At 59.0% G+C, this 18,109-nt stretch carries 21 protein-coding genes and 1 tRNA gene; 5 read left to right on the plus strand and 17 right to left on the minus strand.

Annotation, left to right across the window (positions count from 1 at the left end; genetic code table 11):
* Positions 1-28: 28 nt before the first annotated feature.
* Both J5M56_RS27240 and J5M56_RS08495 read left to right on the plus strand, forming a co-directional pair.
* A complete protein-coding gene (locus tag J5M56_RS27240) occupies positions 29-430 on the plus strand; it encodes a hypothetical protein (protein WP_230849534.1) in 402 nt (133 codons plus the stop codon).
* Positions 352-1,479: a tyrosine-type recombinase/integrase gene (locus J5M56_RS08495; RefSeq protein WP_347709424.1), complete on the plus strand. Its 1,128-nt coding sequence runs from the start codon at positions 352-354 to the stop codon at positions 1,477-1,479. The genes J5M56_RS27240 and J5M56_RS08495 overlap by 79 nt, the downstream gene beginning before the upstream one ends.
* A gap of 69 nt (positions 1,480-1,548) precedes the next feature.
* Here the strand turns inward: J5M56_RS08495 and J5M56_RS08500 are convergent.
* From J5M56_RS08500 to thrS, 9 genes are all read right to left on the minus strand, one after another.
* Positions 1,549-1,625: transfer RNA gene (locus J5M56_RS08500), tRNA-Pro, on the minus strand.
* A gap of 112 nt (positions 1,626-1,737) precedes the next feature.
* Complete coding sequence (locus J5M56_RS08505; RefSeq protein ID WP_008100384.1) at positions 1,738-2,094, minus strand: MerR family transcriptional regulator; 357 nt, start codon at positions 2,092-2,094, stop codon at positions 1,738-1,740.
* A complete protein-coding gene (gene ihfA, locus J5M56_RS08510; RefSeq protein WP_003250679.1) occupies positions 2,075-2,377 on the minus strand; it encodes an integration host factor subunit alpha in 303 nt (100 codons plus the stop codon). Before ihfA ends, J5M56_RS08505 begins: the two co-directional genes overlap by 20 nt.
* A gap of 4 nt (positions 2,378-2,381) precedes the next feature.
* Positions 2,382-4,763, minus strand: a complete 2,382-nt coding sequence (gene pheT / locus J5M56_RS08515) for a phenylalanine--tRNA ligase subunit beta (protein WP_207936462.1) — start codon at positions 4,761-4,763, stop codon at positions 2,382-2,384.
* A gap of 31 nt (positions 4,764-4,794) precedes the next feature.
* Positions 4,795-5,811 (minus strand): phenylalanine--tRNA ligase subunit alpha, encoded by a 1,017-nt coding sequence (pheS, locus tag J5M56_RS08520; RefSeq protein WP_054887103.1) that lies wholly within the window; start codon positions 5,809-5,811, stop codon positions 4,795-4,797.
* 109 nt (positions 5,812-5,920) lie between these two features.
* On the minus strand, positions 5,921-6,277 hold the full coding sequence (gene rplT / locus J5M56_RS08525; protein ID WP_003250671.1) for a 50S ribosomal protein L20: 357 nt from the start codon (positions 6,275-6,277) through the stop codon (positions 5,921-5,923).
* 27 nt (positions 6,278-6,304) lie between these two features.
* Positions 6,305-6,499, minus strand: a complete 195-nt coding sequence (gene rpmI / locus J5M56_RS08530) for a 50S ribosomal protein L35 (RefSeq protein ID WP_003250667.1) — start codon at positions 6,497-6,499, stop codon at positions 6,305-6,307.
* A gap of 62 nt (positions 6,500-6,561) precedes the next feature.
* Positions 6,562-7,113 carry a translation initiation factor IF-3 gene (gene infC, locus J5M56_RS08535; protein ID WP_186478189.1) on the minus strand — a complete coding sequence of 184 codons (552 nt, stop codon included), beginning with the start codon at positions 7,111-7,113 and terminating at the stop codon, positions 6,562-6,564.
* On the minus strand, positions 7,113-9,035 hold the full coding sequence (gene thrS, locus J5M56_RS08540; protein WP_207936463.1) for a threonine--tRNA ligase: 1,923 nt from the start codon (positions 9,033-9,035) through the stop codon (positions 7,113-7,115). The genes infC and thrS overlap by 1 nt, the downstream gene beginning before the upstream one ends.
* Positions 9,036-9,371: 336 nt before the next feature.
* On the opposite strand from thrS, the gene J5M56_RS08545 reads away from it, so the two are divergent.
* On the plus strand, positions 9,372-9,674 hold the full coding sequence (locus J5M56_RS08545; RefSeq protein ID WP_060480250.1) for a hypothetical protein: 303 nt from the start codon (positions 9,372-9,374) through the stop codon (positions 9,672-9,674).
* A 158-nt stretch (positions 9,675-9,832) separates the two neighbouring features.
* Positions 9,833-10,045, plus strand: a complete 213-nt coding sequence (locus tag J5M56_RS08550; protein ID WP_003250656.1) for a cold-shock protein — start codon at positions 9,833-9,835, stop codon at positions 10,043-10,045.
* Between the two features lie 92 nt (positions 10,046-10,137).
* Here J5M56_RS08550 and J5M56_RS08555 read toward each other — a convergent pair whose 3' ends face one another.
* A complete protein-coding gene (locus tag J5M56_RS08555; protein ID WP_207936464.1) occupies positions 10,138-10,458 on the minus strand; it encodes an I78 family peptidase inhibitor in 321 nt (106 codons plus the stop codon).
* Between the two features lie 260 nt (positions 10,459-10,718).
* On the opposite strand from J5M56_RS08555, the gene J5M56_RS08560 reads away from it, so the two are divergent.
* On the plus strand, positions 10,719-10,931 hold the full coding sequence (locus tag J5M56_RS08560; RefSeq protein ID WP_060480473.1) for a hypothetical protein: 213 nt from the start codon (positions 10,719-10,721) through the stop codon (positions 10,929-10,931).
* Here the strand turns inward: J5M56_RS08560 and J5M56_RS08565 are convergent.
* The 7 genes from J5M56_RS08565 to J5M56_RS08595 all read right to left on the minus strand — a co-directional run bounded on the left by J5M56_RS08565 (position 10,903) and on the right by J5M56_RS08595 (position 17,859).
* A complete protein-coding gene (locus J5M56_RS08565; RefSeq protein WP_207936465.1) occupies positions 10,903-11,910 on the minus strand; it encodes a nucleoside hydrolase in 1,008 nt (335 codons plus the stop codon). The two genes, J5M56_RS08560 and J5M56_RS08565, sit on opposite strands and share 29 nt — an antisense overlap.
* A gap of 84 nt (positions 11,911-11,994) precedes the next feature.
* On the minus strand, positions 11,995-12,393 hold the full coding sequence (gene rbsD, locus J5M56_RS08570) for a D-ribose pyranase (RefSeq protein WP_060480475.1): 399 nt from the start codon (positions 12,391-12,393) through the stop codon (positions 11,995-11,997).
* Positions 12,390-13,298 carry a ribokinase gene (gene rbsK, locus J5M56_RS08575; RefSeq protein ID WP_186478184.1) on the minus strand — a complete coding sequence of 303 codons (909 nt, stop codon included), beginning with the start codon at positions 13,296-13,298 and terminating at the stop codon, positions 12,390-12,392. Before rbsK ends, rbsD begins: the two co-directional genes overlap by 4 nt.
* 11 nt (positions 13,299-13,309) lie before the next feature.
* The gene (locus tag J5M56_RS08580; RefSeq protein ID WP_060480477.1) at positions 13,310-14,332 is read right to left on the minus strand and encodes a LacI family DNA-binding transcriptional regulator; all 1,023 of its coding nucleotides are present in this window, start codon (positions 14,330-14,332) and stop codon (positions 13,310-13,312) included.
* 4 nt (positions 14,333-14,336) lie between these two features.
* Entirely contained in the window at positions 14,337-15,332 is a 996-nt protein-coding gene (locus tag J5M56_RS08585; RefSeq protein WP_207936466.1) for an ABC transporter permease, read from the minus strand.
* Positions 15,329-16,882, minus strand: coding sequence for a sugar ABC transporter ATP-binding protein (locus tag J5M56_RS08590; RefSeq protein ID WP_207936467.1), 1,554 nt, complete (start codon positions 16,880-16,882; stop codon positions 15,329-15,331). Before J5M56_RS08590 ends, J5M56_RS08585 begins: the two co-directional genes overlap by 4 nt.
* A gap of 20 nt (positions 16,883-16,902) precedes the next feature.
* On the minus strand, positions 16,903-17,859 hold the full coding sequence (locus J5M56_RS08595; RefSeq protein ID WP_207936469.1) for a sugar ABC transporter substrate-binding protein: 957 nt from the start codon (positions 17,857-17,859) through the stop codon (positions 16,903-16,905).
* Positions 17,860-18,109 lie beyond the last annotated feature (250 nt).

The following is an 18,109-nucleotide window of genomic DNA, read 5'->3' on the forward strand; positions in this document are numbered from 1 at the left end:
TGCCGCCACCGGCGGCGTGGAGACATACATGGCTAATGCCACAGCAGCGAAGCCCTCAAGCATTCAGCCGCGGTTCATCCGGTTCGGCGATGCGCCTGGGTACCTCGGCATGTGCCGGGATGAATTCAACAAAACGGTCAGGCCGAACGTGCGCGAGTTTCCGATTGGCAAACAGGGCGTGGCCTTCGACCGCCAGGAGCTCGACGAGTGGGCAGATGCCTACATCGAAGCCAAGGCAATTGAAAAAGCCACCGGACAGGACAACAATCGGCCCCGCAGCGAGCGCCGAGGAGATGATACATGGCGCGAAAAACGATCACCGGCCTCTACGAGAAGGGCGGTGTCTGGCAAATCGACAAAGTCTACAAAGGGGAGCGAATTCGAGAGAGTACTGGAACTGGTGACCGGGAAGAAGCAGAGCAGTACCTGATTCACAAGCTCGAGCAGCTGCGTCAAAGGAAGGTATACGGCGTTCGGCAAGTGCGCACTTGGGAGGAGGCAGCAATGCGCTACCTACTTGAGGTCAAGGATCAGCCCTCGATACACCTGACCGCCTTGTGCATGAAGCAGCTTCACCCGTACCTGGGCCACCTGCCGCTTACGCATATTGACGATCAGGCACTAGAGCCGTTCATCAAGGACCGGCAGACAGAGAAGGTCCGGGATGACGGCACGATCGAAAAGGCCGTGAGCAATCGGACGATCAACATTGCGATCGAGCGTGCAATTCGGGTTCTTACCCTCTGCGCGCGAAAATGGCGGGATGATGATCGCAGGCCTTGGCTGGACAGCGTACCAATGCTGAAAAAGCTCGAGGAGAGGAAGTCGAGCCGTAAGCCCTACCCAATGTCATGGGAAGAGCAATCGATCCTCTTCAACGAATTGCCTGGTCACCTGCAAACGATGGCCCTTTTCAAAGTGAACACAGGCTGCCGGGAGCAAGAAGTATGCAAGCTGAGGTGGGATTGGGAGATATCGGTGCCGGAACTGGGAACCAGTGTTTTCCTGATCCCCGCTGACTTCGGCGGAAGACACGCCCGGTCGGGCGTAAAGAATGGTGACGAGCGCCTTGTGGTGCTGAACACCGTGGCTAAGTCGATCATTGAAAGGCAGCGCGGGATCAGCAAGGAATGGGTGTTCCCATACAATGGCACTGCGATGCACCGCATGAACGATTCGGCATGGAAGAAGGCACGGGTGAGAGCGGCGAAACTCTGGCAGGAGATAAACCTTCGCCCCGCTCACCCTGGATATGCCTCGATCAGGATTCACGATTTGAAGCACACCTTCGGTCGACGACTGCGGGCAGCAGGCGTTACTGAGGAAGATCGGAAATCACTGCTCGGGCACAAAAACGGCAGCATCACCAGTCATTACTCCGGCGCAGAGCTGGGCAAGCTGATTGAGGCTGCGAACATGGTATCAACTACTGACTCTCGCGGGCCGGTGTTGACGATCTTGAAGAGGAAAATCGGATGAAGCCCCGAAAAACTCCCCACATGCAGAAATGAAAAAGCCACCCGAAGGTGGCTAAGTCATTGAATATAATGGTCGGGACGGAGTGATTCGAACACTCGACCCCTTGCACCCCATGCAAGTGCGCTACCGGGCTGCGCTACGCCCCGACTGGGCTTGAAGCATGTTCTCAATGCTACCGAGAACGTTGAAGAATGTACCCTAACCTCCTGATAAATGAAACCTTTTTCTCAAAAAAAATTTCGTTTACCAACAATCAGGCTACTTCTTCAACACTACCAACACATCCTCCAGCTCGACAATCATCTGTCGAATCAACTGCTTGTACTGGCTTGACTCATCCTTCACCTCATCACTGGAAAGCCGCAACCGCGCCCCACCGATAGTGAACCCCTGGTCATACAGCAAGGCCCGAATCTGGCGAATCATCAGTACGTCCTGCCGCTGATAATACCGCCTGTTGCCCCGCCGCTTTACAGGGTTGAGCTGAGGAAACTCCTGCTCCCAATACCGCAGCACGTGTGGCTTGACCGCGCACAACTCACTCACCTCACCAATGGTGAAGTAGCGTTTGCCCGGTATGGGGGGCAGTTCGTCGTTATGGCTTGGTTCCAGCATAGGCCTCAACCCGGGCTTTCAACTTCTGCCCTGGACGAAAGGTGACGACGCGCCTTGCGGTGATCGGGATCTCTTCCCCTGTTTTGGGGTTGCGACCGGGCCGCTGGCGTTTGTCCCGAAGGTCGAAATTGCCGAAACCGGACAACTTGACCTGCTCGTTCTCTTCAAGTGCGTGCCGAATTTCTTCGAAAAACAGCTCGACCAGCTCCTTGGCCTCACGCTTGTTAAGCCCCAGCTCCTCGTACAGCCTTTCGGCCATCTCAGCTTTCGTCAGAGCACCCATGCCGTTATTTCCTTAACGTGGTGTTCAACCTTTGTTCGAGCGAGGTGAGGATATTTTGCAGGGTAGTGTTCACCTCATCGTCGTTAAGAGTGCGCGATGGATGCTGCCAGGTCAAGCCGACCGCAAGGCTTTTTCTATCAGGATCAATGCCTTTACCTTGGTAGACATCAAACAGCCTGAGGTCTGTGAGCCATTCGCCTGCATTGTCACGAATTACTTCAAGCACACTTTGAGAAGCCACATCACGTCCTGCGATTAAAGCCAGGTCACGACGGGTTTCAGGGAACTTGGAGAGCTCGCTGAATTTAGGCAGACGACCTTCGACCACATCGCCCAGCACCAGCTCGAAGACGAACACCGGGCGATCCAGGTCCAGGGCTTTGGCCAGTTCCGGGTGGATGGCACCAAGATAGCCGACGTCCTTGCCGTCGCGTTGGATGACAGCGGTCTGGCCTGGGTGCAGGGCTGGGTGTTTGCCAGCAGCGAAGGTGAAGTCGCTCAGCGCGCCGCTGTAGCCCAACAGAGCTTCGACATCGGCTTTGACGTCGAAGAAGTCAATGGCATCGCGGCCGTTGGCCCAGCCTTCCGGTAAACGGCTGCCGGTGACGACCCCGGCGATCATTGGCTGCTGCTGCAGGCTATCCAGCTGGCCGACGAAGCGCAGGCCGCTCTCGAACAGGCGCACGCGGTCTTGCTGGCGGTTGAGGTTATGCTGCAGAGCCTTGACCAGCCCCGGCCACAGCGAGGCGCGCATAGCGGCCATGTCGCTGGAGATCGGGTTGGCCAGCAGCAGAGGCTCTATGCCTGGGCTGAACAGCTCGAACAGCTTCGGGTCGATGAAGCTGTAAGTGATCGCTTCCTGGTAACCGCGGGCAACCAGCAGGCGACGCAGATTTGGCAGCTCGCCGCGAGCTTCCGGGCGAGCTTGCGGCGCCAGGCGGGCTTGCGGATAGCGCACAGGTAGGTTGTTGTACCCGTAAAGACGGGCCAGCTCTTCGATCAGGTCGACTTCCAGGCTGATGTCAAAGCGGTGGCTTGGCACAGTTACCGTCCACTGCCCTTCCCCACTGCGGCTGGTTTTGAGCGCCAGAGCATTGAGCAGTTGCTCGATTTGGGCCGGATCCATCTGCATGCCGAGCATCTGATCGATGCGCTCAGCGCGCAAGGTAATAGGCGCGATGTTCGGCAGATGCTGTTCGCTGACAGCCTCGACCACCGGGCCTGCTTCACCGCCGACGATGTCCAGTACCAGCTGAGTAGCGCGCTCGATGGCTTCGCGGGCCAACTGCGAGTCGACGCCGCGCTCATAGCGGTGCGAGGCATCGGTGTGCAGACCGTAGGAACGGGCTTTACCGGCGACGGAGATCGGCTCAAAGAAGGCGCTTTCCAGGAACAGGTCGCGGGTTTTTTCGGTGTTCACGCCGCTGTGCTCACCCCCCATGACGCCGGCAATGGCCAGCGCGCGGGTGTGGTCGGCGATGACCAGCGTATCGGCACGCAGGGCGACTTCCTGGCCGTCGAGCAGGACAAGCTTCTCGCCCTCTTCGGCCATGCGCACGCGGATACCGCCATTGATCTCGGCAAGGTCGAAGGCGTGCATCGGCTGGCCGAGTTCGAGCATCACGTAGTTGGTGATATCGACGGCAGCGTCGATGCTGCGCACGTCGCTGCGACGCAGGCGCTCGACCATCCACAGCGGTGTCGGCTTGCTCAGGTCGACGTTGCGAATGACGCGGCCCAGGTAACGCGGGCAGGCCGCTGGTGCGCTGACCTCGACTGGACGCACTTCATCGTGGGCAGCTGCAACGGCCGGCACCACAGGACGGGTGACTGGCACGTCGTAAAGGGCGCTGACATCGCGAGCCAAGCCGGCGATGGACAGGCAGTCACCACGGTTCGGAGTCAGGCCGATCTCGATGCTGGCGTCGTCCAGGCTCAGGTACTGGCGGATGTCTTGCCCCACCGGAGCATCGGTAGCCAGCTCCAAGAGGCCGTCATTTTCTTCGCTGATCTGCAGCTCGGCTGCCGAGCACAGCATGCCGAACGACTCGACACCGCGCAATTTGGCCTTCTTGATCTTGAAGTCACCGGGCAACTCGGCCCCGATCATGGCGAAAGGAATCTTGATGCCTGGACGAGCGTTAGGCGCGCCGCAAACGACTTGGAAGGTTTCCTGGCCATTACTCACTTGGCAGACGCGCAGTTTATCGGCGTCCGGGTGTTGTTCGGTGGCGAGAATCTCACCCACCACGATGCCGGTGAACTGGCCGGCAGCGGGTGTCACGCTGTCGACTTCAAGGCCAGCCATGGACAGGCGGGCAACCAATTCATCACGGGAGACTTGCGGGTTTACCCAACCGCGCAGCCACTGTTCACTGAATTTCATGCTGTTCTCCTAGAAAGTGCGTCGATTGGGCCTAGCGGAATTGCGCCAGGAACCGCAGGTCGTTATCGAAGAACAGACGCAAATCGTTGACGCCATAGCGCAGCATGGCCAGGCGTTCGGCGCCCATGCCAAAAGCAAAGCCCTGGAACTCTTCCGGGTCTATGCCAGACATGCGCAGCACATTCGGGTGCACCATGCCGCAGCCCATGACTTCCAGCCAGCCGGTCTGCTTGCACACCCGGCAGCCTTTACCGGAACACATCACGCACTGGATATCGACTTCAGCGGACGGCTCGGTGAATGGGAAGAACGATGGACGGAAGCGCACGGCCAGTTCTTTTTCGAAGAACACCCGCAAAAATTCCTCAATGGTGCCCTTGAGGTCAGCGAAGTTGATGCCACGGTCAATCAGCAACCCTTCGACCTGATGGAACATCGGCGAGTGGGTGATATCGGAGTCGCAGCGGTACACGCGGCCCGGACAAACAATGCGGATGGGCGGCTGCGTGGACTCCATGGTCCGCACCTGTACCGGCGAAGTGTGGGTACGCAGCAGCATGTTCGCATTGAAGTAGAAGGTGTCGTGCATAGCCCGGGCCGGGTGATGGCCAGGGATGTTGAGCGCTTCGAAGTTGTGATAGTCGTCTTCGACCTCGGGGCCTTCGGCTATGCCGTAGCCGATATGGGTGAAGAACTGCTCGATGCGCTCGAGAGTACGGGTGATCGGGTGCAGCCCGCCAGTGGTCTGACCACGGCCTGGCAGGGTGACGTCGATGCATTCGGCAGCCAGGCGAGCGCTGAGCTCGGCTTCTTCGAAAGCTGCCTTGCGTGCATTGAGCACGACGGTGACGCGCTCTTTGGCGTCGTTGATCAGCGCACCGACTTTCGGGCGCTCGTCGGCCGGCAAGTTGCCCAGGGTCTTCATCACCTGAGTCAGTTCGCCCTTTTTGCCGAGGTACTGAACCCGGATCTGTTCCAGGGTATTGATGTCTTCAGCGCGCTCGACGGCCTCTAGGGCTTGGGAGACCAGCGCATCCAGGTTTTCCATGTACAGACTCCAGATACGAAAATAGGGGAAGAGCTTTGAAGGCTCTTCCCCTATCGATGACGTTCAATGCCCAGCGCCGCGAGCGCCGCCGGGTGATTGTCGCGGGTACTTAAGCCAGAACGGCTTTAGCTTTCTCGACAATCGCAGCAAACGCCGCTTTTTCGTTCACTGCCAGATCGGCCAGAACCTTACGGTCGATTTCGATCGAAGCCTTTTTCAGGCCAGCAATCAGACGGCTGTAGGACAGACCGTTGGTGCGGGCACCGGCGTTGATACGAGCGATCCACAGTGCGCGGAACTGACGCTTCTTCTGACGACGGTCACGGTAGGCATATTGACCAGCCTTGATGACAGCCTGCTTGGCAACGCGGAATACGCGCGAGCGTGCACCGTAGTAGCCTTTAGCCAGTTTCAGAATTTTCTTGTGACGCTTACGAGCGATGACGCCACGCTTAACACGAGCCATGAGTAACTTCCTCTATCTAAACCAGAATTAACGTACGCGCAGCATGCGCTCGACTTTTGCCACGTCAGACGGGTGCAGCAGGCTGGCACCGCGCAGTTGACGCTTACGCTTGGTCGACATTTTGGTCAGGATGTGGCTCTTGAAAGCGTGCTTGTGCTTGAAGCCGGAAGCGGTCTTCAGGAAGCGCTTCGCAGCACCGCTCTTGGTTTTCATTTTTGGCATGTTGGAACTCCGCATTCGATAAAAATTACACAATAATCATCAGGCCTGCCGTGCCCGGGAGATTACTTCTTCTTTTTGGGGGCGATGACCATCATAAGTTGGCGTCCTTCCATCTTAGGATGCTGCTCAACGGTGCCGTATTCGGCAAGGTCGACTTCGACCCGCTTCAACAGCTCCATGCCCAGCTCCTGGTGGGCCATCTCACGACCACGGAATCTCAGAGAGATCTTGGCCTTGTCCCCATCGGTAAGGAAACGTACCAGGTTGCGTAGTTTTACCTGGTAATCCCCTTCTTCCGTCCCTGGACGAAACTTGATTTCTTTGATCTGGATCTGCTTCTGGTTTTTCTTGGCTTCGTTGGCCTGCTTCTTTTTCTCGAAGAGGTGCTTGCCGTAGTCCATGACCTTGCAGACGGGCGGTTGCGCGTCCGCAGAGATCTCTACCAGATCCAGCTTCGCTTCATCAGCGATACGAAGCGCTTCATCAATCGAGACGATGCCAATCTGCTCGCCGTCAGCGCCAATTAACCGAACCTCGCGTGCCGAGATATTCTCGTTGATCGGGGCTTTCGGTGCAGTTCGTTTATCGTTTCTCATTTCACGCTTAATAGTCATTACTCCGATTCTTGGCGACCACGCCGGGAAACCGCTTGTGTCAGAAGCTCAACGAATTGGGCGACGGGCATGGAGCCCAGGTCTGCGCCTTCGCGAGTACGCACAGCGACGGTTCGTGTTTCGACTTCGCGATCCCCTATAACCAAAAGGTACGGGACCTTGAGCAAAGTATGCTCGCGGATTTTAAAGCCGATCTTCTCATTTCTCAAGTCCGACTTGGCACGGAATCCGCTACCGTTCAGGGCATTTTCCACTTCGAGCGCGAAATCGGCCTGTTTGTCGGTGATGTTCATGATCACAGCCTGGGTCGGTGCCAGCCAGGCCGGGAACACACCTGCATAGTGTTCGATGAGCATGCCGATGAAGCGTTCGAACGAGCCGAGGATCGCGCGGTGCAGCATCACAGGGCGAACACGGCTGTTATCTTCGGCGATATAGCTGGCATCCAGACGCTCTGGCAGATTCGGATCGTATTGCAGAGTGCCGCACTGCCAGTTCCGGCCCAAGCAATCGCGCAGGGTGAACTCGATCTTCGGGCCGTAGAACGCGCCCTCGCCCGGCTGGTATTCCCATTCCAGGCCCGACTCGTTCAGTGCATCGGCCAGCGCGCCTTCGGCACGGTCCCACAGCTCTTCGGACCCCACACGCTTGGCCGGACGAGTCGACAGCTTCATCGCGATATCGGTGAAGCCGAAGTCCTTGTAAACGTCCAGGGTCAGCTTGATGAAGTCGGCAGCTTCTTTCTTCACCTGGTCTTCGGTGCAGAAGATGTGCGCATCGTCTTGCACGAAGCCACGTACGCGCATGATGCCATGCAGGGCGCCCGATGGCTCGTTACGGTGGCATGCGCCAAACTCGGCCAGACGCAGTGGCAAGTCGCGGTAGCTCTTCAGGCCCTGGTTGAACACCTGCACATGGCATGGGCAGTTCATCGGCTTGACCGCGTAGTCACGGCTTTCAGAAGAAGTGGTGAACATGTTTTCGGCGTAGTTCGACCAGTGGCCAGACCGCTCCCAGAGGATACGATCGACAACCTGCGGGGTTTTGATCTCCTGATAGCCGTTGGCGCGCTGGATCTGGCGCATGTACTGCTCAAGTACCTGGTACACGGTCCAACCGTTGGCATGCCAGAACACCATGCCAGGCGCTTCTTCCTGCAGGTGGAACAGGTCAAGCTGCTTACCGATCTTGCGATGGTCGCGCTTTTCGGCCTCCTCGATGCGCTGGATGTAGGCAGCCAACTGCTTCTTGTCGGCCCAGGCGGTGCCGTACACACGCTGCAACTGCTCGTTCTTGGCATCGCCGCGCCAGTAGGCGCCGGACAGCTTGGTCAGCTTGAAAGCTTTGAGGAAACGCGTGTTAGGCACGTGCGGGCCACGGCACATGTCAACGTATTCTTCGTGGTAGTACAGGCCCATGGCCTGCTCATCCGGCATGTCCTCGACCAGGCGCAGCTTGTAATCCTCGCCACGGGCCTTGAAAACTTCGATGACTTCGGCGCGCGGGGTCATTTTCTTGACCACGTCGTAGTCTTTCTCGATCAGCTCCATCATCCGCTTTTCGATGGCAGCCATGTCTTCTGGGGTGAAGGGGCGCTCGTAAGCGATGTCGTAATAGAAGCCTTCGTCGATCACCGGGCCAATCACCATCTTGGCCATCGGGTACAGTTGCTTCACAGCGTGGCCAACCAGGTGGGCGCACGAGTGGCGAATGATCTCCAGTCCCTCTTCATCTTTAGGGGTGATGATCTGCAGCGTAGCGTCGTGTTGGATCAGGTCGCAGGCATCGACGAGCTTGCCGTCGACCTTGCCGGCCACCGTGGCCTTGGCAAGGCCCGCGCCGATGGATGCGGCGACGTCGGCAACGGATACGGCGTGATCAAACGAACGTTGACTGCCATCGGGAAGAGTAATAACGGGCATGGCGCCTCCTCTCCTAGTGGTGACCCCTACCAAAGGTCACGTGGGTTGGGATGAGCCAGTACAAGATCCGACCTGCCTTCTGATCAAGGAAGCCTGCCTCACAGTGGCAGAAGCCTTTCGGCTTGCAAGGGACGAACCAGAGTGACTGGAAAGAAAAAGATAGTTGCGAGCTGCGACACGTCAGCTGCAAGCCGGCCATTCTAGCACGGGGCTTGCACGCCACGCAGAATTATTTGGAAATTAGGCAGGTGCGGTGAACTAACGCAGAAACTTTCCTATCAGACCTTGGGAAGCATCCTACTCTTGCTGTGACCTTAACCCAAGGAGTAACTGGTTATGCGAGTACCGTCCCTTCTGGCCCTGGCGGCCGCTGGCGCCCTGCTGCTGCCTGTGGCTGCCAACGCTGGCAACTTCCCTGCCGGGAAGGAGGCCCACTACATGACCCAATGCCAACAGGTGGCCAGCGGACAGGGCGTTGACGCCGCGACCGCGAAAAAGCACTGCACCTGCGGCGCTGAGGCAATCAAGAAGAATTTCACCGATAAGGAGATCGCAGACCTGGACAGCACCGACGGCGTTGATGCCAAGCTGATGCAGAGGGCGCAAACTGCCGTACAAAATGCGTGCAAGCCCAAATGAGCCATGGACAGGGTGATTGAGGCGTTATTTGCCTTGGATCAATATCCTGCGAAGGTAAAAGGCGCTAGATGCGCAGAATTAGACTATGATGTCACCCGTGCTCCGTAGCCTCGGCCACATTGCACTACTGAAAATTAAAATGTCTGGAGATTCACCCCATGTCCAATCGCCAACAAGGCACCGTCAAATGGTTCAATGATGAGAAAGGCTACGGCTTCATCACCCCAGCAGGCGGCGGCGACGACCTGTTCGTACACTTCAAAGCCATCGAATCCGACGGCTTCAAGAGCCTGAAAGAAGGCCAAACTGTTTCCTTCGTCGCCGAGCGCGGTCAGAAGGGCATGCAGGCTGCGCAGGTTCGTCCGGAGTAATTCGGGCAGCTGTAAAAAAACCCGCCACTTGTGGCGGGTTTTTTTTTGGGGCGTTGAACAGCCGCAATGCTCAAGCACAGCCTGAAATGCGATCAACCACAATTAACGCGCGTCACCACCCCTTGTTCATCCACGTTCAGATTGAGGCGCTCGGAGCGGTATTCGAGGGTGACCACATCGCGTGGTTTGAGAATGCGAGCTATCTGCGAACCACTGGCCTTGCGCGCTTGTTCGAGCAACTCGGCGCTGCCCTGCTTGCCGATGGCGAAATCGGCACCGCTGGCCTGACAGCGGCCATCGCTGCCCACCGACGCCTGAGCAGCCTTGCCTCCCCCCGAGTTGCCGTCGGTGCTGCAACCGGCCAAGACTGATGCCACCGCCAGGGTTGCCAGGAACGCACGGGTACGGAACATGAATCCTCCTAAAATCGATCTGGGAATTGCCTGATCCGACAACTCCACTCTGAAATCGTTGCAAAACCGCACAAGTCTGCCCGATCTCGAGACATGCGAGGCAAAAGCAATCGTGACCGAATTTTACCGCTCGCCCGACGAGTCGCTTGGTATGCGCCGCAAAGTCATGATTTACTTTAGGAATTGAAGGCACAATGCCTTCTTCGACCACCAGGATCCGGTGTTCGCCCCTCCGTCCCGGGCCCAAGCGAGAGCCTTTCATGAGCAGCCACAGCATCGACGCCGATATCAAGGTCAAATGGGCGGAGGGCCAGAGCGCCTATAGCCCCAGTACTCCCGAAGAGCTGCTGCTGATTGCAATCGACCTGCTGGTACGCGACCGCGGCGGCGAAGCCGCGCGCAGCTTCATCGACCAGGTAATCGAGCGTTACGCGCCCCATGCGATTATTGCAGGCGGGCCAGGCGCGCGCTGAGCAGGTCGAAGAAGCCCTGAGCGTCACCTTGATTGACCCATAGCACATTGGCTGGCTGGTTGAGTACGCCGTACCAGTCGGCAACCGTCTGGCCAAACGTCGGGCCTTCCCGGCTATCGATGCTCATATGAATGCGCCTGCCGCTGAACAACTCAGGTTTGAGCAGGTAAGCGATGACGCTGGCGTCGTGCACCGGCCCACCAGGCATCCCGTATACATCCATGTCGTGCTTGATATAAGCCAGAAGAATGTCGACTACCTGCTTGCTGACGGAGTTATTGACAGCTGCCAGTTGCTTGAGCCGGGCCTCGCTGGTGATGATTTTGTGGGTGACATCCAGCGGCAGATAGGTGATTTGCACACCGCTGGCCAACACCACTTGCGCAGCATGCGGGTCGGCATAGAGATTGAACTCAGCCACAGGCGTGATGTTGCCACCGTTGAAATGCGCGCCGCCCATGACCACCACCTCCTTGATGCCGGTGACAATCTGCGGTTGCTGAATGAGCGCCAGCGCAAGGTTGGTCTGAGGGCCGAGCATGGCCAAGGTGATGCTGTGAGGCTTGGCATTACCTAAGGTGTCGATCAGGTACTGCACGGCATTGCCTTCGGCCAGGGGCTTTTTCGGCTCGTGCACCTGCACACCAGTCAGGCCTTCTTCACCATGCACATCGGCGGCGTAGATGGGCGCGCGCACCAGCGGTCGGCCCGCTCCGGCGTAGATCGGAATGTCTTCACGGCCAGCCCACTCACGCGCCAAGCGGGCGTTGCGCGAGGTCTTTTCCAGGCGCACATTGCCGGCAACGGTGGTAATCGCGCGGATGTTGAATGCTTCGGGAGAGGCCATTGCCAGGAACAGTGCAACCACATCGTCGGCGCCAGGGTCGGTGTCGATGATCAGGTCACGGGCAGCGGCCTGAAGGTGGGTAGTGGCAACTGCAGCCATAAGGGTGAGCCCTGTTAACAAAGGTTTGAGCATAAGGCACTCCTGTTGCCGTCAACATCATCGCAGAGCACCGCGTATCGCTTGAAGGATCCACAGCGCAGGTAAATTTTCAGTTGTTCAGAACGTGACGCCGGCTATCAATGCGATGTTGCTGTACGGTTGGCATTCACCCGTGCGCACCACAGCCCGCGCGTTACGTGTGAGCACTTTGAAGGCGTCATGGCTTAGCCATTCACGCTTGCCCAACTTGCCCTTCAGGCGCTCGATTTCTACCAGAGCAGGCGGCACCACCGTCTGCATCTCCTCAGCCAGCACGTGGCGCTCCACCTGCAATTCGCTTAAGACAGCGCGCAGCACGCTGGCAAAATCCGGCATCCCCGCGGTAACTGCCAGATCGATCAGTTCTACGCCTGGCGGCACTGGCAACCCGGCATCGCCGATCACCAGAATATCGCCATGCCCCATGCCGGCGATGGTCCGCGACAGCGCAATGTTCAAGAGCGTGGTCTTTTTCATGGGGCCAGCTCCACCAGATAAGGAATGGACGGCTGGGCACCGGCACGGGTGACCGACAATGCGGCCGCGCGCTGACCGAAGGCGATGGCTTCGCCCTCCTCTTGGCCTTGCACCAACGCTGCGGCGAAACCGCCTATGAAGGTATCGCCAGCCGCCGTGGTGTCCAGCGGCTGCACAACGGGCGCCGGGAAATGCTGGCTGCCCTCACGGCTGACCAACAAGGCGCCTTGCGCACCAAGGGTGACGATCACCTTGCCAGCGCCCAATTGCAGCAAACGCTCGCCTGCGCGCCGGGCACTGTCCAAGTCATTGACCGGCATCGCCGTCAGCGCTTGTGCTTCACTTTCATTGGGCGTCAGATAGTCGATATTGGCGAACCAGTGCGCCGGCAAGGGCCCAACGGCAGGTGCCGGATTGAGGATGACCCGCTTACCCAGCGAGCGCGCCCTGGCAAGTGTCCAGGCCACGGTTTCAGGCGGCACTTCAAGTTGGCAGATGATCACCTCGGCGGCCTGCAGCAGGGCATCGCAGCGCTGCACCGCCTCAGGCGACAGCAACCCGTTGGCTCCTGGAACGATGACGATGCAGTTCTGGCTTGCGGCGTCGACAGTAATCAACGCAACCCCGCTGGACACGCCAGGGCACACGCTAACCCCCTGGCAGTCCACACCCTCTGCCTCCAAAGCTTGGCGCAGCTGCAGCCCGTAAGGATCGTCGCCAATATTACCGACCATAGCCACGCCGGCCCCCAGGCGCGCGGCCGCCACAGCCTGGTTGGCACCTTTACCACCCGGCACCGTGCAAAAGCTATCGCCGGCCAGGGTTTCACCCGCCCGGGGCAGCCGCGGGGCGCGGGCCACCAGGTCCATATTGAGGCTGCCGACCACCACTACCTTGGCATTCATCTAGCAATTCCTTAGCGGTAATCGTTGAACAGGTCCGGGCGCGGCCCGGTAGACTCACGCAGCACGATGCGCGGCGCGACAATCCGCTGGCAAGGCGCATCACGACCTTGCGTGATTATCCGCGACAGCAGCAGAGCCGCAGCACTTTCACCCAGCTCGCGGATCGATTGGCCGACGGTGGTCAGCGGCGGATACACGTAACGGCTCAGCTCGATATCGTCGAAGCCGATGACCGACAGCTCACCGGGGACGTTGATGTTGCGCTCGGCGGCGGCGCGCAGCACGCCGACGCCGATCATGTCGTTGCCGGCAAAAATCGCCGTCGGCCGCTCGCCGTCGAGCAATTGCGTAGCGGCGGCATGGCCACCGGGGCTGGTGAAATCACAATGCAACACCCTCCCCGCCTCTACCGGGGCCTGGGCTTGCGCCATCGCTCGACGAAAACCGCTCAGACGCAACTGGGTAACGCCCGTCTGCGCAGGGCCGCCAATGTAGGCGATATCACGATGGCCCAGCTCTAGTAGATGGGATGTCGCCAAATAGGCGCCCAGCTCGTGGTCGATGCGCACCATGTCTGCATCCACGCCCTCAAGCTCACGGTCGACGATCACCATTGGTGTGCGCACGCCTGCCAGGCTCTGCAACAGGTCGGCATCCTCCCCGACCGAAGCCACCACTAGCCCATCGATGCGTTTTTCCAGCAATACGCGAAGGTAATTGCGCTGCTTCTGCGGGTTGTCATCGGAATTGCACAGGATCACGCAGTAACCATTGCGCTCGCAGGCATCCTCGATGCCCCGGGCCAGCTCGGCGAAGTACGGGTTGACGCTGCTGGGTACAAGTAGACCGATAGTGGCAGTACTGCGGGCCTTGAGCGAGCGAGCCACGGCGCTGGGCACATAGTCGAGCTCGCTGATGGCCGCCTCGACCTTGAGCCGTACTTGTTCGCTGACCGGGCGGGTTTTGTTGAGTACATGAGACACCGTGGTGTAGGAAATGCCCGCAAGGGCCGCGACGTCTTTGATAGTTGCCATGTTGTCAGTTCCGCCGACCTGCTCGCCGGCTACGATAAGTGTCGAGCACCACGGCGATGACGATGACCGCCCCGGTGATGATGCGCTTAGTGGGCTCCGAAGCGCCAATCTGCGCCAATCCTGCGGCCAGCACGGATATGATCAGCACCCCGAAGAAGGTGCTGACTACCGAGCCACGCCCGCCCATCAGGCTTGTACCACCGATCACCACGGCGGCGATCACCTGCAGCTCCATACCAGAGCCGGCATTCGGATCGGCTGCCTCCAGCCGCGAAATCTGGAACAGTGCAGCGAGCCCGGCAAGCAGGCCCATCAAGGCAAACACCAGCACCTTATAGGGCCGCGGATCGATGCCAGCCAGACGCACGGCCTCCTCGTTGGTACCTATACCGATCAGGTAACGACCGAACACAGTGCGGGTCAACACCAACTGGGCCAGCACAATCACCAGCAAGGCGATGACAAATGCGGGCGAGATGCCAAAGGCCAGTGGATTGGAAAACCAGGCATAGGCATCGCCGATATAGGCGGTGCGCGAATCGGTGAATTGATACGCCAGGCCACGGGCCATTTCCAGCACACCTAGCGATACGATGAACGAAGGAATGCGCCAGGCAACCGTGACGGCTCCGGTGATACTCCCAGCCATGGCGGCGACCGCCATGCCGAGCAAGGCCGCGGGCAGCAAGCCCCAGCCCCAGCCCAGGATCGCCACGCTGACGGTGGATGCCGCCAGGGCCAGCACCGAACCGACCGACAGATCGATACCGCCGATGATGAGCACGAAGGTCATGCCCACGGCCAGCACCATCAGGTCGGGAATCTGATTGGCCAAGGTGCTGAACGTGGCGTATGACCAGAAGTGGCTACTCAGGAACGAGAACAGCACGATCATCGCCAGCAAGGCGCCGGCCAGGCCCAGATAGGTGCCCAGGCCGAAGTAACTACCGCTGCGGCGCACAGATGCGCCTCTTGGAGTGTCGAGGGGTGTGGTTTTCATGCATCCATCCTGGGCGCTGCTTCGTGCAGCAGGGCATCGCGTTTTTGATAGCCGGCAAAGGCGGCGGCCAGAAGCTGGTCTTGGCTCCAGTGTTCGCGGTCGAAGGTATCAATCAGGCGGCCAGCGCTGAGCACGGCAATGCGATCGCAAATCAGCATGAGCTCGCGCAGGTCGCTGGACACCACCATCAGGGCCTTACCCTGGCGCGCCAGCTCGGCCAGCAGGCCGTATATGTCGAATTTGGCGCCGACGTCGATGCCTCGGGTAGGTTCATCGAACAGCAGCACCTGGCAATCGCGTTCCAGCCAGCGGCCGATCACCACCTTCTGCTGATTGCCGCCAGACAATTCACCGACCACCTGAGCAGGCCCGGCGCTACGGATGCGCATGGCGCTGATCTGGCGCTCGGCCAAGCTGTACTCCGCGTCACGGTCGAGCACGCCGGCACGGGATACGGCCGGAAAGTTACCCAGGGCGATGTTGGCACTGATCGATTGAGTCAGCAGCAAGCCCTCACCTTTGCGGTCTTCGGTAATCAGCGCAATGCCCGCCTTCACGGCAGCCTTGGGCGAGTCGATGGTGACCGTTGCCAACGGCTGGCCAATCGCAATGCTACCGCTGTCGGCGCGGTCTGCGCCGTATATCAACCGCAACAACTCAGTACGCCCGGCCCCGATCAAGCCACATACGCCGAAGATTTCCCCAGCCCGCACCTGTAACGAAACATCGCGCACCTTGTCGCCCCGGCACAGCTTGTCAACTTTAAGCAATGGCGCGCCGAGCGTGCGCCGACCCAAGTCGATATGCTCGCCAATTTCACGGCCTACCATCAGGTTGACAAGCTCGGCGCTGGTATAGCGTTGGATGGACTCATCACACACCAATTGGCCGTCACGCAGCACCACAATTCGCTGAGCTACACGCTGTAACTCCTCCAGCCGATGGGAGATGTAAACGATCGCCACACCGCGCTCGCGCAAACGCTGGATTTGGCCGAACAGCAGCTCCACCTCGCGAGCGGTGAGCATTGCCGTGGGTTCGTCGAAGATCAACACCCGGCAATCACCGATCAGGTTTCGAGCGATCTCGACCATCTGCTGATGGCCGATACCTAGCTCGCCTACCGGTGTGTCCGGGTCGATCGCATCCAGGCCGACCTGGGCCATGGCAGCCGTGGCCAGCTGGCGCAGGCGCTTGTGGCTGATCCAGCCAAAGCGGCTAGGCAGGTTGTCGAGAAATAGATTTTCCGCCACGGTCAGGGTCGGCAGGAGGTTCAGCTCCTGCATCACCATGCGCACACCCAGGCTTTCAGCATCGCTGCGGCTGCCCGGTGCATAGGCTCGGCCAAGATAGGTGATATGGCCTGTAGTGGGTGCTTCCAGGCCACAGATAAGCTTGGACAAGGTGCTCTTGCCTGCCCCGTTCTCGCCGGTAAGTGCCAGCACTTCGCCGGCGCGCAAGGACAGGCTCACGTCGGTAAGCACCGGCTGCGCGTAGCTTTTACCCAACCCGCTGGCGGCAAGTACCACATCATTGGCCGATACAGACATGGCCAGTTCTCCTGCTCAGATCAGGGCTTGGTGATGAGTTCTACCGGAGTCTGGATGACATTGTCGGCATCCACATCAGGTTTCTCGCCCTTGAGCATCTTCAGCGCAGCCTGAATGCCGTACACCGCCTGCTGGCTGGCAGCCTGGTCGAGCGTGGCGAGCACACGGCCATCCTTGAGCATCGGCTCGATCGCCTTGATGTTGTCGTACCCCACCACTTGAACCTGGCCAGCTTTGCCTGCGGCGCGCACGGCCGAGACAGCGCCCAGGGCCATACTGTCATTACCGGCCAGCAAGGCCTTGATGTCGGGGTATTCGTTGAGCATGGAGGCGGCGACCGCGTTGCCTTTGTCGATTTCCCAGTTGCCGGACTGCACCGAAACGATCTTCATCTGCGCGGCGTCCATTGCATCCTTGAAGCCTGCAGTACGCTGCTGAGCATTGGTAGTGGTCGACACGCCTTCGATGATGCCAACCTGATCACCAGCGGTTAGCTTTTGCTTAGCCAGATATTCGCCAACCAAACGCGCGCCCTTACGGTTGTCGGGGCCGACGAAGGGTACGCTGATGCCCTTGCTCTTGAGCAGGTCTGGGTCCAGGCGGTTATCGATGTTGATGACGACAACGCCTTGGTCCATGGCCTTTTTCACGGCCGAGACCAGCGCCTTGGAATCTGCCGGAGCTATCACCAGGGCCTTGGCGCCAGAGTTGACCATTTGCTCGACGATACGAATCTGCTCGCCGGTATCGGTCTCGTTCTTGATGCCGTTGGCAACCAGTTCGAAATCTTCGGGATGGGCTTTTTGATAGTCTTTGGCGCCGTCTTCCATGGTGCGGAAGAACTCATTGGCCAGCGATTTCATCACCAGTGCAACTTTGGGTTTTTCTTCTGCATGCACAGCAGAAACCGCAACGGTGACAGATAGCGAGGACACAAGGGCGGCGGCCAGCAGACGACCGGGAAGGGGCAGCTTCATGAGTTGACTCCGAATCTTGTTTTTTTATCGGGTCGCAAACGTTTGCGTTGAATAACTATGGAAACAAGACACAGATTTGTCAAATCAGTTTTGCTGGCTGGCGCAAGAGGCTGATGAATTCGATTATCCGGGATTTCTCCGAAAAACCGAACGACTTTTCCACAAGCGTTCGGGGTGCCGAATAGATACCGCTGCCACCGGGCTTGAGCTGCGCACCACTAGCGAAGCCTATGGCCCGCGGCATCACGGC

Origin of the sequence: Pseudomonas sp. 51_B (genome assembly GCF_017491595.1) — a bacterium.
GTDB lineage: Bacteria > Pseudomonadota > Gammaproteobacteria > Pseudomonadales > Pseudomonadaceae > Aquipseudomonas > Aquipseudomonas promysalinigenes.

Coding starts and splice junctions, on each gene's coding strand:
- J5M56_RS27240 (WP_230849534.1), top strand. CDS start 29: ATGGCTAATGCCACAGCAGCGAAGCCCTCAAGCATTCAGCCGCGGTTC.
- J5M56_RS08505 (WP_008100384.1), bottom strand. CDS start 2,094: ATGCTGGAACCAAGCCATAACGACGAACTGCCCCCCATACCGGGCAAA.
- ihfA (WP_003250679.1), bottom strand. CDS start 2,377: ATGGGTGCTCTGACGAAAGCTGAGATGGCCGAAAGGCTGTACGAGGAG.
- pheT (WP_207936462.1), bottom strand. CDS start 4,763: ATGAAATTCAGTGAACAGTGGCTGCGCGGTTGGGTAAACCCGCAAGTC.
- pheS (WP_054887103.1), bottom strand. CDS start 5,811: ATGGAAAACCTGGATGCGCTGGTCTCCCAAGCCCTAGAGGCCGTCGAG.
- rplT (WP_003250671.1), bottom strand. CDS start 6,277: ATGGCTCGTGTTAAGCGTGGCGTCATCGCTCGTAAGCGTCACAAGAAA.
- rpmI (WP_003250667.1), bottom strand. CDS start 6,499: ATGCCAAAAATGAAAACCAAGAGCGGTGCTGCGAAGCGCTTCCTGAAG.
- infC (WP_186478189.1), bottom strand. CDS start 7,113: ATGACTATTAAGCGTGAAATGAGAAACGATAAACGAACTGCACCGAAA.
- thrS (WP_207936463.1), bottom strand. CDS start 9,035: ATGCCCGTTATTACTCTTCCCGATGGCAGTCAACGTTCGTTTGATCAC.
- J5M56_RS08545 (WP_060480250.1), top strand. CDS start 9,372: ATGCGAGTACCGTCCCTTCTGGCCCTGGCGGCCGCTGGCGCCCTGCTG.
- J5M56_RS08550 (WP_003250656.1), top strand. CDS start 9,833: ATGTCCAATCGCCAACAAGGCACCGTCAAATGGTTCAATGATGAGAAA.
- J5M56_RS08555 (WP_207936464.1), bottom strand. CDS start 10,458: ATGTTCCGTACCCGTGCGTTCCTGGCAACCCTGGCGGTGGCATCAGTC.
- J5M56_RS08560 (WP_060480473.1), top strand. CDS start 10,719: ATGAGCAGCCACAGCATCGACGCCGATATCAAGGTCAAATGGGCGGAG.
- J5M56_RS08565 (WP_207936465.1), bottom strand. CDS start 11,910: ATGCTCAAACCTTTGTTAACAGGGCTCACCCTTATGGCTGCAGTTGCC.
- rbsD (WP_060480475.1), bottom strand. CDS start 12,393: ATGAAAAAGACCACGCTCTTGAACATTGCGCTGTCGCGGACCATCGCC.
- rbsK (WP_186478184.1), bottom strand. CDS start 13,298: ATGAATGCCAAGGTAGTGGTGGTCGGCAGCCTCAATATGGACCTGGTG.
- J5M56_RS08580 (WP_060480477.1), bottom strand. CDS start 14,332: ATGGCAACTATCAAAGACGTCGCGGCCCTTGCGGGCATTTCCTACACC.
- J5M56_RS08585 (WP_207936466.1), bottom strand. CDS start 15,332: ATGAAAACCACACCCCTCGACACTCCAAGAGGCGCATCTGTGCGCCGC.
- J5M56_RS08590 (WP_207936467.1), bottom strand. CDS start 16,882: ATGTCTGTATCGGCCAATGATGTGGTACTTGCCGCCAGCGGGTTGGGT.
- J5M56_RS08595 (WP_207936469.1), bottom strand. CDS start 17,859: ATGAAGCTGCCCCTTCCCGGTCGTCTGCTGGCCGCCGCCCTTGTGTCC.